This window comes from Domibacillus antri, from assembly GCF_001936625.1.
Classification (GTDB): Bacteria; Bacillota; Bacilli; order Bacillales; family Domibacillaceae; genus Domibacillus; species Domibacillus antri.
In genome coordinates this window covers 18,378-33,405 of record NZ_MSDU01000031.1, presented here as the reverse complement: position 1 = coordinate 33,405, position 15,028 = coordinate 18,378, and the positions used below count along the sequence as shown (strand labels likewise).

Genomic DNA, 15,028 nt, shown 5'->3' with positions numbered 1-15,028 from the left:
CGTGTGATCACTTTTAACTCGAAATTTTCTGACCGCCTGTGGTGTCATCTACGGCAACTTCACTTACTGTGTTCGCTTTTCCGGCTTCTTTGAAATCCTTCACAAGCGCAGGGAATTTTGTCCCAAGTATTAGAGACACCCCTATTAAGCCGATAATGCTGCTTATATATTCCGGATAAATCATGAGGATCCCGCATACTGCCACTATTGCTCTTTCCCAACCATGAAGTGTTTTTCCGAACCATCCTTCCAAGCCGGCAGCTAACGAAATAACACCAACGATTGCCGTCAGGACCGCTATCACAATATTGAGAGTGGAACCGATCAGTAATAAAGAAGGATCATAGACAAACATGTATGGAATGATAAAGGCTACCAGTCCTAAGCGGCAGGCTAAAAATCCTATCTTCATCGGGTTGGCATCCGCTATGGCTGCTGCCGCATAAGCCGCTACGGCCACTGGCGGTGTGATTGCTGATAAACAAGCGTAGTAAAGAATAAACATATGTGCCTGCATGACATCAATACCGACTTCAATCATAATAGGCGCTGCTAAAACGGCTGTTAAAATATACGCGGCAGGTGTTGGCATGCCCATTCCAAAAATAATACAAACAAGCATCGTCACCACCATCGTCATGAAAACGCTTCCTCCGGAGGCCGCATGAATGAGACTCGAAAACTTTCCACCGAGACCTGTCACTTGAATAATACCGGCAACTACCCCCGCTGCGGCACAGACAGCTACTAATGGAGAAATACGCGTTGTTGTTTCAACCATCGTATCAAACAATTTTCGAGGCGTTAATCTCGTTTCCTTTTTAAAATAACTGACGATAATCGTTGCAATGGAAGCAGCGATAGCGCCGAGAACTGGTGTAAAACCTTGTTCAAGGAAAACAATCAGCACAACAATCGGGATCATAAATTGACCCATTGATTTCATAACGCCTCTTACAGTAGGAAGCGTTTCGTCATCATAACCAGCCATCTTTAATTTTTTAGCTTGAAAATGCACCTGACTAAAAATGGCTAAGTAATACAATAGCCCTGGAATTAAAGCGGCAAGGGCGATCGAAGTATATGAAATGCCTGTCATTTCCGCCATAAGAAATGCGGCTGATCCCATAACCGGCGGAAGGATACTGCCTCCGGTAGCCGCCGTTGCCTCAATCGCTCCGGCATAGGTACCGGAATAACCTACTTTTTTCATTGAAGGAATGGTAAATGAGCCTGTAGTGGCGACATCTGCTGTAGGACTTCCTGAAATGGAACCGTATAATCCGCTGGAAATGACCGCTACTTTTGCGGGTCCGCCTGCCACCCGTCCTGTCACGGCTTTGGACAAAGCGTAAAAAAAGTCTCCCCCGCCTGATGCATTAAATAAATTACCGAATAAAACAAAGAAGAAAACATACGTTGCTGCTACCGTTGCAATGGAGCCAAATACTCCATTTACCGTATAAGCCATTTGGTCAACAATTTGCATGAGGTTATACTGCTCATGACCGAAAGGACCGGAGATGAGATGGCCGAAAAACGCATAAGCCATTAAAGCGCTTACAATAACAAGCATTCCGGCTCCCAATGTTCTTCTTGTCACTTCAAAAACAATTAATAATAAGATTGTTCCTACGATTAATTCCGTTGTACTTAATGGATCCGCTAAAGGCCAGCGGGTAAGGAACCGCTCAGAGTTAACGATCATAAAAATACCGATACCTAATAAGGTTAACGAGATGGCTATATCGTAAAAAGGAATTTTATTATTTTTTTGGCTTGCATTAAATGAAAACACGATAAAGGTAATCGCTAACATAAAGGTAATGAAAATGGCATTGTGTAAAAACGGATCCATGGATGAAAACAATACAACATAAAATTGAAAAATGGTAATCCCGATAACGAGAGAAATGATTAACTTCTTAATCAATCCTTCAGGTTCTCGAATGGCACCGGTACTAAACAAAGCTCCCAAGATAGACGTAAATTTCATCGATTAAGTTCTCCTCCTTTTCAAAAAATAGAATTTTTAAACTATTCGAAATTCATGATAAAGCAAAAAAATTCACTATACAACTCCTCGGTTCTTCTATAAGCAACAAAAATATTTTTTCTCATTTTTTCTGTTTTTCTTTTTAACAGTCTCTATCGTCCGCTTCTTATATTTTTATAGATGAATAAAGGAAGATTAATAGATTTGTGGAATGTTATTTTTATAAGAAAAAAGTAGACTTATTAATCAAAAAATTTTAAAGATTTTTACTTGTTGCATATATAAGAATGTTGGTGTTGTATAAAAGACAAATATCCATTAATTTATAAATAACCTAAATTCCTGGCAGCATTCTCACGTTTGAAAGCGCTATCTACTTTTCAAAGAAACCTAAAAAGATTTCATTTCATCACGCAATTATTTAATTTATGAAATGAAATATGAAAGCGCTTAATGTCCAGCATCAAAGTTCAATTTCTTAATTGGGGAGGATATACATGAGCATTGAAATTATTGCAATTTTAGTACTTCTGATTATTTTTGTTGTTGGTGCTACTTTGCCAATCAACATTGGCGTTTTAGGGTTTGTTGCAGCATTTCTAGTCGGCACGTTTGTAAGCGGGCTGAGCATTGATGAGATTTATGGCGCATTTCCTGTAGAATTGTTTATCTTTATTGCGGGGATTACTTATTTATTTGCCATCATTCAAAAAAGCGGCGTCGTCGATTTAATTGCTGACGGAGGATTGCGGTTAGTGAATGGGAATCTTGGGCTTGTACCATGGCTTATATTTACTTTAAGTTTAGTTTTAGCTGCTGTAGGAACGTATGGAATTGCTGTTGTATCACTGCTGGCTCCAATTGCACTAAAAATAGCCCATAAACATAACATCAGTCCGCTCATGATGAGCATTATGATTATTATGGGCATGCAGGCGGGTTCCTTTTCTCCATTAAATGTGTTCGGAATTATTGTCAACGGCGGGATGCAAGCCAGGGATTTAGAGCACTCTCCTGCTTTACTTTTAGTGAATTGCTTTATCTATTTTGGATTAATTGCCATGATCGCCTATGTCATGTTTGGAGGACATCGTCTTCTAAAAAATCAACCGGCTACTCTTGGCTTTATCGCATCTTCTGCGGAGCTCATCCAATCAAATGGAAATGACCCGTCAGAAAAAAGAAAACATAAATTGGATTTATATAAAATTGCCTGTCTTGCAGCGATTGTCGTCTTAGGGGTTTTATCTCTTGGATTTAACGTTAACATTGGTTTTGCCGCTATTATTGTTGGGCTAGTACTTGCTTTATTAGCTCCTTCTAAACAGGGAAGCGTTTTAAAAGACATGCCATGGGGCGTCATTTTTCTTGTGATGGGGATCGTGACATACGTCGGAGTAATGGAGAAAATGGGCGTTATGGCTTATGTAACCGGATTAATCGCGGATATGAACAATCCATTATTAGCCACTCTTACCGTTTCATATGTAGGCGGATTTGTATCCGCTTTCGCGTCAACGACAGGATTTTTGGCATCCATTATTCCGATTGGAACGCCACTTTTGCAAGATCCAAGTCTTTCATCCATCAATGTTATTTCAGCGATTTCTGCCTCTTCCAGTATCGTTGATTTAAGTCCTCTTTCTTCCGCCGGCGCATTGCTGCTGGCAAATGTTCAAGGTATAAAAGAAAGAGTGTTTTTCAGACAGCTTTTGATCACAACCGGCGTTTTCATCTTATTTGGTCCCGGGTTTGCGTGGCTGCTGTTTATTGTTATTGGAATGCCGTGGTAATTCGAGCAGTGTCTTTTGAGTTTGTCCTCAGAGTATAAATGATTAAAGGTTAAATAGGATTCCTGAACAGTGATCCTATTTAACCTTTTTTGAATTCTTAATTATAATGGGAAGTCAGACAGCATAAAAATTGAACATATTAGTTTTTCTTACTGTGATTATATCTTTACGATTACAGTAGCTAATGATTCCCAATACACCTTAAGAGAATGTTTAAAGTTTGATAAGAAATCAGATTTTATTATTGATATTATTTTAGAAAATATATTTATTTATAATTATTATAAATAAATATTGACTTTCGCATGAGAAGTGTTATCATTACATTATCAGCAAAAATATTAACTTATGAGGTGATTGATTTGATCGAAAAAAACAATCGTTTGACGACTGGCTGGGGAGCCCCGGTCGGCGACAACCAAAACTCTCAAACTGCAGGCCAGCGCGGCCCGACTTTAATCCAAGACGTTCATTTACTTGAAAAACTGGCGCACTTTAACCGCGAACGTGTACCTGAGCGCGTTGTACATGCGAAAGGTGCGGGCGCACACGGTTACTTCGAAGTAACGAACGGCGAGATTGCGAAATATACAAAAGCGGATTTCTTATCTGAAGTTGGAAAACGCACGCCAATGTTCATTCGTTTCTCAACGGTGGCAGGTGAAAGTGGATCATCTGATACAGTAAGGGATCCGCGTGGGTTCGCTGTCAAGTTTTACACAGAAGAGGGCAACTATGATTTGGTCGGAAATAACACACCGGTGTTCTTTATCCGCGATGCGATTAAATTCCCTGACTTCATTCATACACAAAAACGTGATCCTAAGACACATTTAAAAAACCCGACAGCGGTATGGGATTTCTGGTCATTGTCACCTGAATCACTTCATCAAGTAACCATTTTGATGTCCGACCGCGGTATTCCGGCCACACTTCGCCACCAGCATGGATTCGGCAGCCACACATTTAAATGGGTAAATGAAAAAGGCGAAGGTGTCTGGGTGAAATATCACTTTAAAACAGAGCAAGGGATTAAAAACCTCGATGTGAATTTAGCAGCAAAACTTGCCGGTGAGAACCCGGATTATCATACAGAAGATTTATTCAACGCAATTGAGAATGGCGACTTCCCTGCGTGGAAATTGTGCGTCCAAATTATGCCGCTTGAAGATGCGGACACCTATAAATGGGATCCGTTCGATGTGACAAAAGTTTGGTCACAAAAAGATTATCCATTAATCGAAGTTGGCCGTATGGTGCTTGACCGCAATCCTGAAAACTATTTCGCGGAAGTAGAGCAGGCAACATTCTCACCTGGCACACTCGTACCGGGCATTGAGCCATCACCGGACAAAATGCTTCAAGGCCGTTTGTTCGCCTACTCTGATGCAGCCCGTTACCGTGTCGGTGCGAACCATCAACACTTGCCAATCAACCGTCCGAAAGTGGAAGTAAACAACTATCAACGCGATGGACAAATGCGCTTTGACGGCAACGGCGGGGGGTCCGTATATTACGAGCCGAACAGCTTTGACGGCCCGAAAGAAACACCAGAAAACAAGGTAACACCATATGAAGTCTCCGGACAAGCCGGCGAACATTCTTACAGCCACGATGATCATTACACGCAAGCGGGCGACTTGTACCGTTTGTTGTCAGAAGACGAGCGTACCCGCCTTGTGAATAATATCGTCGGTGCAATGAAGCCAGTTGAAAGAGAAGATATTAAGCTCCGTCAAATCGGTCACTTCTACAAAGCAGATCCGGAATACGGAACACATGTTGCAGAAGGTTTAGGTCTTTCTGTACCAGTTCAAAACTAACATAAATAAAGAGGTATCCGGCCGCAGCCGGATACCTCTTTTACCTCATAATAAAAAGGAGCCTACATTATGAATAATAAAAATATTTGTCCTGTCTGTCAGACAACACTCAAAAAACTGAAGCACAGCACCATTTGTGCCTGCGGGATCAAACTGACGACCTTTGTGAAGTCAAAAAAATAATCATTTTTTTAACACACCCATGCCGGTGAGAATTTCCTTCGCATCTTTATTTAAGTAAACGGAGATATCTTCACGCATAAATAACGCCGCCTGATTTTTAATGATCATCTTAATGCCTCTTAAATCAAACTTATAGGCATACTCATTAATAGCATTGATAGTGGAGATTTCTTGTCTTTTAAGCGAAACATTCCCTGAATTTAATTGCTCAACTAAAAACAGCAAAATTTCTCTCGCATTGCTGTTTAATAAATGTTTTTTCTTCTGCAGTTCGTTAATATTTTGCTCAATGTATTTTCTCGCCGAAAAATAATCTAATTCCTCAACGTGCTTGTTAATCTTTTGAACTAGTTCTTCAAATTCCATCCAATCCATCTCTCCTTACCATAATTATCAAGTAAATATCACGTCCGTCATAGTACCTTAATTATAGTTCAAAGGTAATGAATCGGAAAGGGGTTTATGAAAAACGTTCCGGAAAATCGGTAATGATTGCTTCAATCGGAATACCTCTCTCTTTTACACGATGCCACTCTCTCACATCATTAATCGTATAAAGACGCAGCAGAATGCCGCTTTCAACCGCCTGTTTCCCGTATTCACTGAGCGCAAACGAAACTTGCGTATGCAGTGCAGACAGGCCAAGTTTTTTTGCGATGAATAGAGTATCGCGCGGAATACGCCATACAAGTCCCGCGACGGCTATATATGGATCCAGCTCTATTACACGCCGAACACTGTCCGGATTAAAGGAGGAAATGATCACCCTTCCTCTCATCTCATATTTGTTAACAAGTTCCAATACTTTTTGTTCAATTCCGTAGTATGGTATTTTATTCGTTTTCAGTTCAATATTTATTTGCAGCTCGTTCCCTGATGCCCATGTGAAAAATTCGGCCAGTGTCGGAATCTTTTCGCCTTTAAACGCTGGACCAAACCAGCTCCCCGCATCAAGGGAGGCCATTTCATCATACGTCATCTGCTCAATAAAGCCTTTGCCGTTTGTCGTTCGATTGACCGTTTCATCATGAATAATGACAATCTCTCCATCTTTCGTCATTTGCACATCAAGCTCAATTCCATCAGCGCCGAGTCTCTCCGCCGCTCTAAACGCCGCCATCGTATTCTCCGGATGTGTTCCACTTGCACCGCGGTGAGCAAATATGATTGGATGCTGCCCCATTTCGTCCCCTCCCCTTTTTAAGATTATATGCAATCACATTTTACCATATCGAAAAAAGCCTTTTTATTTTATTAAATCATAAAGATAATATACTTAATAATTGAAAAATAGATAAGAATTTGTTATTATAAATGTAAGGAAGTAAGGAAAGGAAGGTGGATAGACCATGGAAATAGCAAAGTTGACCTCAAAAGGACAAATAACCATTCCAAAACATATACGCACCGTGTTAAATGTCCAGGAGGGGGATCGGCTTGCGTTTATTGAAGAGGATGGCCTGGTTATTATGACAAAAGCCAACCTGCAGAAGCTTCATGATTTGCAGGATATTTTAACTGACGAAGCGTTCAAATCGCTTATTCATAAGGCAAAAATTCATTTGGACAGCAAGGAATAAAAAGAATCCGGAAAGATTTATCATCTGCTCAATAAAATTTTCAAATGGAAAGTACCGAAACAAGCTCAAAATTGAACAAATGATTTCGACAGAACTAAACAAAGTGCCTGTCTCGATTTTCGAGCAGGCACTTTTTGCATTCCAGCTTATTTTTTTATCTTAATAAATAGCACTTTCAAGTAATTACCTTCCGGAAATTCATCTATTGACCGAAAATCATCCGGCAGTGTGTATTGCTCCAAAATCGAATACGATACATTCTTTTCCTTGCATGCGGTTTTAATAAAGCTTGTGAATTTTTTTAGATCAAATGTGCTGCTGTTCGTAGAAGCGACAATGACACCATTATTTTTTGTCAAATCAATCGTCTCTTTCATCAGCTTCGTGTAATCTTTCGCCGCACTGAACGTCCGTTTTTTCGTTTTTGCAAAACTGGGCGGATCGACCACAACAAGGTCAAACTTCCGCTTTTTACGTGCTGCATATTTAAAGTATTGAAACACATCATCGACCACAAGTTCATGCTGAGAAGCGTCGATTCCATTTACTTCGAACTGCTGAATTGTCTTTGTCCGGCTTCTGTTGGCGACGTCGACGCTCGTCGTCTTTTCCGCGCCGCCAAGAGCGGCACATACAGAAAAGGCACCCGTATAAGAAAACATATTCAGCATATCAGCACCTTTTGAGTACCGTTCACGAATCGCTTTTCGCACGTTCCGCTGATCAAGAAATAGGCCGGTCATGGCCCCATCATTTAAGTCGACAGCAAACTTCACACCGTTTTCTTTTACCACAATCGGAAACTCCCCGCGTTCTCCTGCCACAAAATCATCGTCTTCGATGTATTGCCCTTTTTGGTCAAAGCGCTTTTTCTCGTAAATGCCTTTATACGTGAACGTTTCATTCATCGCCGCCAGAATTTCATCGCGGAACGAATAAATACCAAGGCTGTACCAGTGAATGACGTAAAAGCCTTCATAATAATCCACAATCAGCCCTCCGATACCGTCACCTTCCCCGTTAAAAACGCGAAACGCTGTTGTATCAGGATCGTCAAATAAATGCTGGCGGTGATGCAGCGCCGTTTTCAATCTTTTTGCAAAAAAAGCGGTGTCTATATACTCTTCCGGTTCACGGGTAACAATCCACCCTACTCCTTTATTCTGTATGCCATAATAGCCCGTACCGATGTAATTTTTCTTATCATCGAGGACACGGACAATCGCTCCTTCTTCTTTGAGTACTTTCTTATTGTCCACCGCTTCTTTTTCAATAAGCGGGTATCCTTTTTTCAACTTCGCCGCTGCCTTTTTACTCACTTTCACATTTACGATTGTTTTCATTTTGCCCCCGAAAGCTTTTTTTCTTTATCTTATCAAAATCGATACAAAAAAGGCATCTATTCTGACTATAAAAAGCGCAACGCATCTTTGGGGGGGGGGGGGATTTTCCCCCCCCCCCCCAAAAAAGAGACATCCGCCATTTCAGGCAATGTCCCTTTCCATTTGCAACTAAATGTTTTTCATTATTTTCCTATTGATTTAACCTCGTATCACCAAGCTTACGTCTCGCATTTGAAATATGCTGCTTCATATATTGGGCCGCCGCTTCTGAATCTTTATTTTGAATTGCTTCGTAAATCAGAAAATGCTCTTTATACACCTGTTCCCGTTTTTCAGGCAGCCCAATATTTTTGGTCAAGGAGTAAACTAAAGCGCCGTGATACAAATCTGATAAATTTTCCATCACACCGATAAGAAAACGATTATCAGAGGTCCTTACAATTTGATGATGAAAATTGTAATCCGCTTCATAGCCAATTACCTTTTCGTCCGTTACAGTGTTTTCAAATTGCTTCAATGCTTTGTGGATATTTTCCAGTTCCTCTTCACTCCGGCGGGAGGCGGCTAAGAAAGCCGCTTCTGTTTCAATGATGGAGCGCATTTCCAGCAATTCATATACTTGTTCAATTTCAATCATTTCAAATGTAACCGGCTCCAACTTAGTCGCCAGAATGACATCTTTGACAAAACTGCCGCCGTCCAATCGGCCGTCCCTCATGGAAGAAATGGTATCATCATATCCTAAATATTCAGGACCGATGTTTTTCTTTGTCAAACCAATACCTTCCATCATGACCACAGTGGACTGCTCGGTTCCGCTTGCTTGCGGTCCTACTGAAAAACGGGTTTCTTCAATATCTGAAATAGTGCCTGTTTTAATATCCTTATCCATTAAGACAAAATGTTCCACGTTCGGCCATAACATCGAAATTGTACGCAGACCTTCATATTGATTACCTTCAAAACTTCCTTTTCCCGTATAAGCATCAACCGCAATTAATCCTTGTAAAATGGCAAGCTGTGCCTCTCCTTTTCTAAGAAGATCAATATTTTCAATTGAACTGGCAGATGACTAGCCGCTCGCTCGAATGTTTTCATCTTTTAAAAGAGGTTTTTGCATTTTCATGCAAAAGCCTCTTTTTCTTGATTTACGTTGATTTTTTGTTTTGAAATTCAAACTGTATCGTGCCTTCTTTTTTCTCTTTCCAAACAATGTACGCGTCAAAAGAACGCTTCCCTTTAAATCCTTTTATAAAGTTTGTTTTTCCGCCTTCAAGCAGCTTTTTTACATTTGCCGCACTGATTGTCTTCCCAAGCATTTTTTTACTTAGCCTAAAACTGCACTTGTTTATCATGTACGATCCACAGCCGTAAAACGTCCCTTTATCAACAACGGAGCCGCCGCACTTTGGACAGAACCCAAGCGATTTTTCTTCGGTCCTCTGCTTCGCATATGATTCAAACTGCCACGAAGCCGAATGATTGATCGCATCCTGAACCATTTTCTCCGCCAGTCTTTTCGACTGGTCAATAAATACATTTGCCGGCGCTTCACCTTTGCCGATTTCTTTTAAACGCTGCTCCCATCGGCCTGTCAGCTCCGGCGATGCGAGCAGCGTATTCTCGACCGCATCCATTAAAATAAATGCCTTTTGCGTAGGTGCCACGCGATGCTGCTCAACCTCCATATATTGAAGCTGTTTCAGCCGTTCAATAATGTTTGAACGTGTACTCTCTTCGCCAAGCCCTGAGACAGACTTCAATACTTGAACGAGTTCCTTATCGTCAAGAGACTGGCCGACATTTTTCATTGCCGTGATCAATTCACCCTCCGTATACCGTTTAGGAGGCATTGTCTGCCCTTTTGTCACCTTCACATCTTCCGCCGCACCTTGCTGCCCTTCTATCACAGAAGGAAGCAGCACATCCTCTTTCTCAGATTCAAACAACACCGGACGCCAGCCCTGGAAAAGGAGCTGTTTCCCGTTCATCATGAACACATGTGATTCAATGTTCGTCTGGATACTCGAATGAGCAAAAACGGCAGGATCATAGTGAGCGGCAATCAGCGAGCGGGCGATTATATCATAGATTTTCTGTTCATCTCCGCTTAGTGATTGCAAAGATGGCACCTTTTCAGTCGGAATGATCGCGTAATGATCACTGACTAATTTCTCATTCACGTATCGCTTGTCCGACATAATGTTCCGCGTCGTTTGGGCAGCCAGTGTCTTATAAGGTGCAAGTGCTGATAACTTCATTAAAATATCTGGAAATGCTGCCGCTTCATCAGCCGTCACATGATTGCTGTCGGTCCTTGGATACGTCACAAATGATTTTTCATAGAGTGACTGCGTCAGTTCCAATGTTTTTTTCGGCGAAAACTTAAACCGCTTGTTCGCCAATGCCTGCAATGTCGATAAGCTATGCAGCGCAGGGGGCGGAACACTTTTATTCTCGGTTTTCACTTTCTGAACGACCGCTGTTTTTCCGAGGCACTGTTCTTGAATGGCCATAGCCTCCTCTTTTTTTTCAAAGTGTGTGCCGCTTTCCATCGTATACTTTCCTTCGTATGTGGCTCCATCCATATTAAACCGGGCGATCACTTCATAAAACGGCTTAGAGACAAATTGTAAAATTTCCCGCTCACGTTTCACAACGAGCGCAAGCGTTGGCGTCTGCACGCGGCCGACTGAATAAACTGACCGCTCCACCCCTTTTGACTGAATGAGAAGGGTATAAACGCGGCTCGCATTCATGCCGATCAGCCAGTCGGCATAGCTTCGCGCCATCGCTTCGTGATAAAGCGGCTTTGTCTGTTCAATATCAAGCAAGTTTGAAAAGGCCTGTTCGACGGCTTTTGGTGTCAGGCTGCTTACCCAGAGCCGCTTCATCGGTTTTTTCACCCCTGACATACGGACAACGAGCTGCACGATCAGTTCGCCTTCGCGGGCCGGGTCACCCGCTGCAATAATTTCCGTCACATCCGGATTCCTGAGTATTTCTTTCACCGCTTTAAAGCGGCTCGCTTTTGATGGAATGACTTTATATTTAAATGATTCCGGAATCATAGGCAGTGTCTCAAGCTGCCACTTTTTAAGCAGAGGATTCATTTCATGCGGCGGAGCAATTTCAAATAAATGTCCGCTGCACCACGTAAGAAGGGCTCCGTTTCGGAATGTTTCACACGGCGCTATTTCTATATGCGTACGCTTCTTTACGTGACGAAATGGCGCTGCCAATGCCTGAGCCTGCAATGCTTTTTCCGCAACAATCGCCTGCATTTATCTCCCTCCCCGCCCAAATAAAACACACGTTCGATTTTTTATTATAATCAATCACGTGTGTTTTGAAAAGATTCTTTTATCCAACTGAAGGATCACCCTTTCGAAAAAAAGTCCGGATTAACGCATCGTGGCGCTTTTCACATGGAGTCCCGCAAGAAATGTTTCCATCATCACATGAAAACTTTCATTGAGATGAAGCGGCAAACCGAAGCCGCCCGACTGTTCAATCGATGTAAAACCGTGCAGCATACTGCGCAGCCCCCGTACCATATGAAGTGTTGTTTCCTCATCGAGATTATAGACGGTCATCACTTTCACAACGAGCCGCACCACTTTTCCCTGCGTTTCTTTTAAGTCAGGGGCGTCAAGATCCGGCGCACGGAAAGCTGCTTCATATAAACCCGGCTGTTTTCGCGCAAATTCAACATAGGCATTTCCAAGCGCGTACACGGCCTTATCGCCGGAAAGACCGACCGCCGCATCCATCATCTGTTCATACAATTTGGCCGATCCATACAAAGCAAGCGCCTGTTTTAATTCTGTCAAACTACCGACGTGATTATAAATCGATGGCGGCTTTATCGACAGCTCTTTCGCCAGTTGACCGATCGTTAACGCATCATATCCGTCCCTGTCAATCATTTCGGCTGCTTTTTGCAAAACAGACGATGCATCTATCCCCGCTCTCGGTGACATTACGTTCTTCCCCCTTCTGCTTCTCTGATCGCCCGCTCTATTGCGCTTGCCGGCTGTTCCAGCATATTTCCATGCCCGACCGCAAGTAAAGACGGATTGAATGTACGCAGTTTTTTCGCACTGTCAATCGCAGTTTGCTTATCCCATGTCGCGAGCGCCGGAAATGGAAACAACGCCTTTACTGTACCGCTTACAGCAATCCCGCCTCTCGTCTGAAACGCATCACCCGCAATGATACTTTTGTTTCGCATGTCGAGAAATGACATCGAACCCGGTGTGTGACCCGGTGTAAAAATTGCTACAAGCGATCCAATCTGATCTCCTTCTTCAAATAACACATCCGGTCTTGTTTTCATCTTTTTCGGTATTCCGCCTTTTATCGGACTTTGCGCTTCACCTGGATCAATGGTCACGTTTCCGTCCAGCAGTCTTGCATCACGTGAAGATATTAAAACCGGCACATCCGGCAAAAAGCTTTTCAGCCGATCGACCGCGCCGATGTGATCTTTATGTGCATGGGTCAGCACAATATGTTCAATTGGTTTTTCTAGTTTTTTCATCATACTCATAATTCCTTTTACACTGTAAGGCAGCGCCGCATCCACAAGTGTCAGAGAAGTTTCTTCTTCAACAATGTAACAATTCACAGGAAAAAACCGCGGCATAAAAGACAGCTGATAAATCGAACCTATTTTTTCAATACGCATCCTTGATCGCCCCTTTAACTAATTTACTTAATATAATAACTAATTATATTAGTTTTCACAACAAAAAAAAACGTCTCCATCCGTCTATTCGATTGCCCAAGGAGACGTTTTTTATGCAATTGATTTATTTGTAAAGCGAATTGACGTTATAGCCTTTCGCTTTATAGTAGTCGAGTATCCCATTGTAAATCGCAATTGACATGATATTCATCCAGTAATCTGAAGCCATTTTGGACGCATCTCCGGCATTTGAAATGAAGCCCATCTCCACAAGCGCTGCAGGCATGTTATTTTCGCGAAGAACCGAGAAGTTCCCCGGCTTCACGCCGCGATCTCTCAAGTTCCATGCGTCCAGCATACGCGCTTGAATTTTCGACGAGAGCAGTTTGCTGTCTGCCGCATGCGGATTAGCTGCTGCATAATAATATGTTTCTGTACCGGTTGCAGCGGCTGATGATGCAGAATTGGCATGAATGCTGACGAAAATGTCACCGCCATTGTCTTTCGCAAAAGCAGAACGGTCTTTCAACTCGATAAATGTATCCGTAGAACGTGTCATTTTCACATTAAACGGCGTTTTTTTCAACAGATTGTTCACTTGAAGCCCCGCCTTTAGCACGACATCTTTTTCTCTCAAGTTATTTCCTACTGCTCCCGAATCTTTGCCGCCATGACCGGGGTCAAGAATGATTGTTTGGCTGGAAAGTTTTGAGTCACTGCTATCTGTTGCGGGTGGCTTCGCTGCACCGTCTGAAGAAGCACTGCGTAAATAATAATTGCTGATAAAGCCCGTCTTGCTGCCCATCTTCACATACGTCCACCCGCCGACGGAATGGGCGCCGGTCACTTGTGTATTGGCTGCAATCGTTCCTACCGATGAATACTCCGTTGACGGACCCGTGCGAATGTTAAGATTTCCGGTCGTTGACCATAATGGTTTTGTAAAATTGACCGATGTTTTTAAACGAAATGCCGGGTTGATCGCCCGCGCCATAAATACGGCGAAATCAGCCCGTTTAATAGGAAGGTCCGTTCCGAATGTCCCATTTGAAAGACCGCTCGCAATTCCAAGTGTCATCAATGCTTTTTCAGCACCTGATACGGTGTTGTTATATGAATAGCCGAACGCGTTCGCCAGCATGACGGCCATTTCCCCCCGTGTTACTTCTTTATAAGGAAGAAAATTGCCCGCTTTATCGCCTGATACAATTCCTTTATCTACGGCCGATTGAATGTAACCCGATGCAAAGTTGCTCATACCAACATCCGGGAAGCCTGTTGCCCGCTGTGTACCATTAAGCTGGAGGGCACGTCCAATAAAAACAGCTGCTTCTGCTTTTGTAATCACTTTATCCGGAGTAAATGTCGTCGGTGAAGAACCATTAACAATTTTGCCTTCTACTAAATAATTTACTTCATTTAATGCACGGGCAGGCACATCGACGAAACCAGCCGCCTGCACCTGTCTATTCATTCCAAACAGGGACACAATCATGACAAATGCCAGCACAACTATCGAAATTCTTTTCACACTTCCGCCTCCATCCGGGAAATATACGATTTTATCTATTTTATAGTATATATGAATTTACTACATTTTTTTATTCTTTTTTCGATTAA

General features: G+C 42.4%; 12 protein-coding genes and 1 pseudogene. 3 read left to right on the top strand and 10 right to left on the bottom strand.

Annotated features, from left to right (window positions below):
- Positions 1-13: 13 nt before the first annotated feature.
- Positions 14-1,996: a TRAP transporter permease gene (locus tag BTO30_RS13080; RefSeq protein WP_075399163.1), complete on the bottom strand. Its 1,983-nt coding sequence runs from the start codon at positions 1,994-1,996 to the stop codon at positions 14-16.
- Positions 1,997-2,493: 497 nt separating this feature from the next.
- On the opposite strand from BTO30_RS13080, the gene BTO30_RS13075 reads away from it, so the two are divergent.
- On the top strand, positions 2,494-3,789 hold the full coding sequence (locus BTO30_RS13075) for an SLC13 family permease (protein WP_075399162.1): 1,296 nt from the start codon (positions 2,494-2,496) through the stop codon (positions 3,787-3,789).
- A 365-nt stretch (positions 3,790-4,154) separates the two neighbouring features.
- Positions 4,155-5,612 (top strand): catalase KatA, encoded by a 1,458-nt coding sequence (gene katA, locus BTO30_RS13070; RefSeq protein WP_245796462.1) that lies wholly within the window; start codon positions 4,155-4,157, stop codon positions 5,610-5,612.
- A gap of 183 nt (positions 5,613-5,795) precedes the next feature.
- On the opposite strand, the gene BTO30_RS13065 is transcribed toward katA, so the two are convergent.
- Together BTO30_RS13065 and BTO30_RS13060 are read right to left on the bottom strand one after the other, a co-directional pair.
- Positions 5,796-6,161 (bottom strand): hypothetical protein, encoded by a 366-nt coding sequence (locus BTO30_RS13065; protein ID WP_075399160.1) that lies wholly within the window; start codon positions 6,159-6,161, stop codon positions 5,796-5,798.
- A 94-nt stretch (positions 6,162-6,255) separates the two neighbouring features.
- On the bottom strand, positions 6,256-6,978 hold the full coding sequence (locus tag BTO30_RS13060) for a glycerophosphodiester phosphodiesterase (RefSeq protein ID WP_075399159.1): 723 nt from the start codon (positions 6,976-6,978) through the stop codon (positions 6,256-6,258).
- Between the two features lie 166 nt (positions 6,979-7,144).
- Here BTO30_RS13060 and BTO30_RS13055 point away from each other — a divergent pair, with 166 nt between their 5' ends.
- On the top strand, positions 7,145-7,375 hold the full coding sequence (locus BTO30_RS13055; RefSeq protein ID WP_075399158.1) for an AbrB/MazE/SpoVT family DNA-binding domain-containing protein: 231 nt from the start codon (positions 7,145-7,147) through the stop codon (positions 7,373-7,375).
- A 146-nt stretch (positions 7,376-7,521) separates the two neighbouring features.
- Here BTO30_RS13055 and BTO30_RS13050 read toward each other — a convergent pair whose 3' ends face one another.
- The 7 genes and pseudogenes from BTO30_RS13050 to BTO30_RS13020 form a co-directional block, all read right to left on the bottom strand.
- Positions 7,522-8,718, bottom strand: coding sequence for a class I SAM-dependent rRNA methyltransferase (locus tag BTO30_RS13050; RefSeq protein ID WP_075399157.1), 1,197 nt, complete (start codon positions 8,716-8,718; stop codon positions 7,522-7,524).
- Between the two features lie 190 nt (positions 8,719-8,908).
- On the bottom strand, positions 8,909-9,319 hold the full coding sequence (locus BTO30_RS17955; RefSeq protein ID WP_342743414.1) for a FadR/GntR family transcriptional regulator: 411 nt from the start codon (positions 9,317-9,319) through the stop codon (positions 8,909-8,911).
- 84 nt (positions 9,320-9,403) lie between these two features.
- Positions 9,404-9,778: pseudogene (locus BTO30_RS17950) on the bottom strand (TAXI family TRAP transporter solute-binding subunit); the annotation flags it as partial.
- A gap of 88 nt (positions 9,779-9,866) precedes the next feature.
- A complete protein-coding gene (locus tag BTO30_RS13035) occupies positions 9,867-12,002 on the bottom strand; it encodes a type IA DNA topoisomerase (RefSeq protein ID WP_075399156.1) in 2,136 nt (711 codons plus the stop codon).
- A gap of 120 nt (positions 12,003-12,122) precedes the next feature.
- Positions 12,123-12,701: a TetR/AcrR family transcriptional regulator gene (locus BTO30_RS13030; RefSeq protein ID WP_075399155.1), complete on the bottom strand. Its 579-nt coding sequence runs from the start codon at positions 12,699-12,701 to the stop codon at positions 12,123-12,125.
- Positions 12,701-13,408: an MBL fold metallo-hydrolase gene (locus BTO30_RS13025; RefSeq protein ID WP_075399154.1), complete on the bottom strand. Its 708-nt coding sequence runs from the start codon at positions 13,406-13,408 to the stop codon at positions 12,701-12,703. The genes BTO30_RS13030 and BTO30_RS13025 overlap by 1 nt, the downstream gene beginning before the upstream one ends.
- A 124-nt stretch (positions 13,409-13,532) precedes the next feature.
- Positions 13,533-14,939 (bottom strand): N-acetylmuramoyl-L-alanine amidase, encoded by a 1,407-nt coding sequence (locus BTO30_RS13020; RefSeq protein ID WP_245796458.1) that lies wholly within the window; start codon positions 14,937-14,939, stop codon positions 13,533-13,535.
- Between the last annotated feature and the right edge of the window lie 89 nt (positions 14,940-15,028).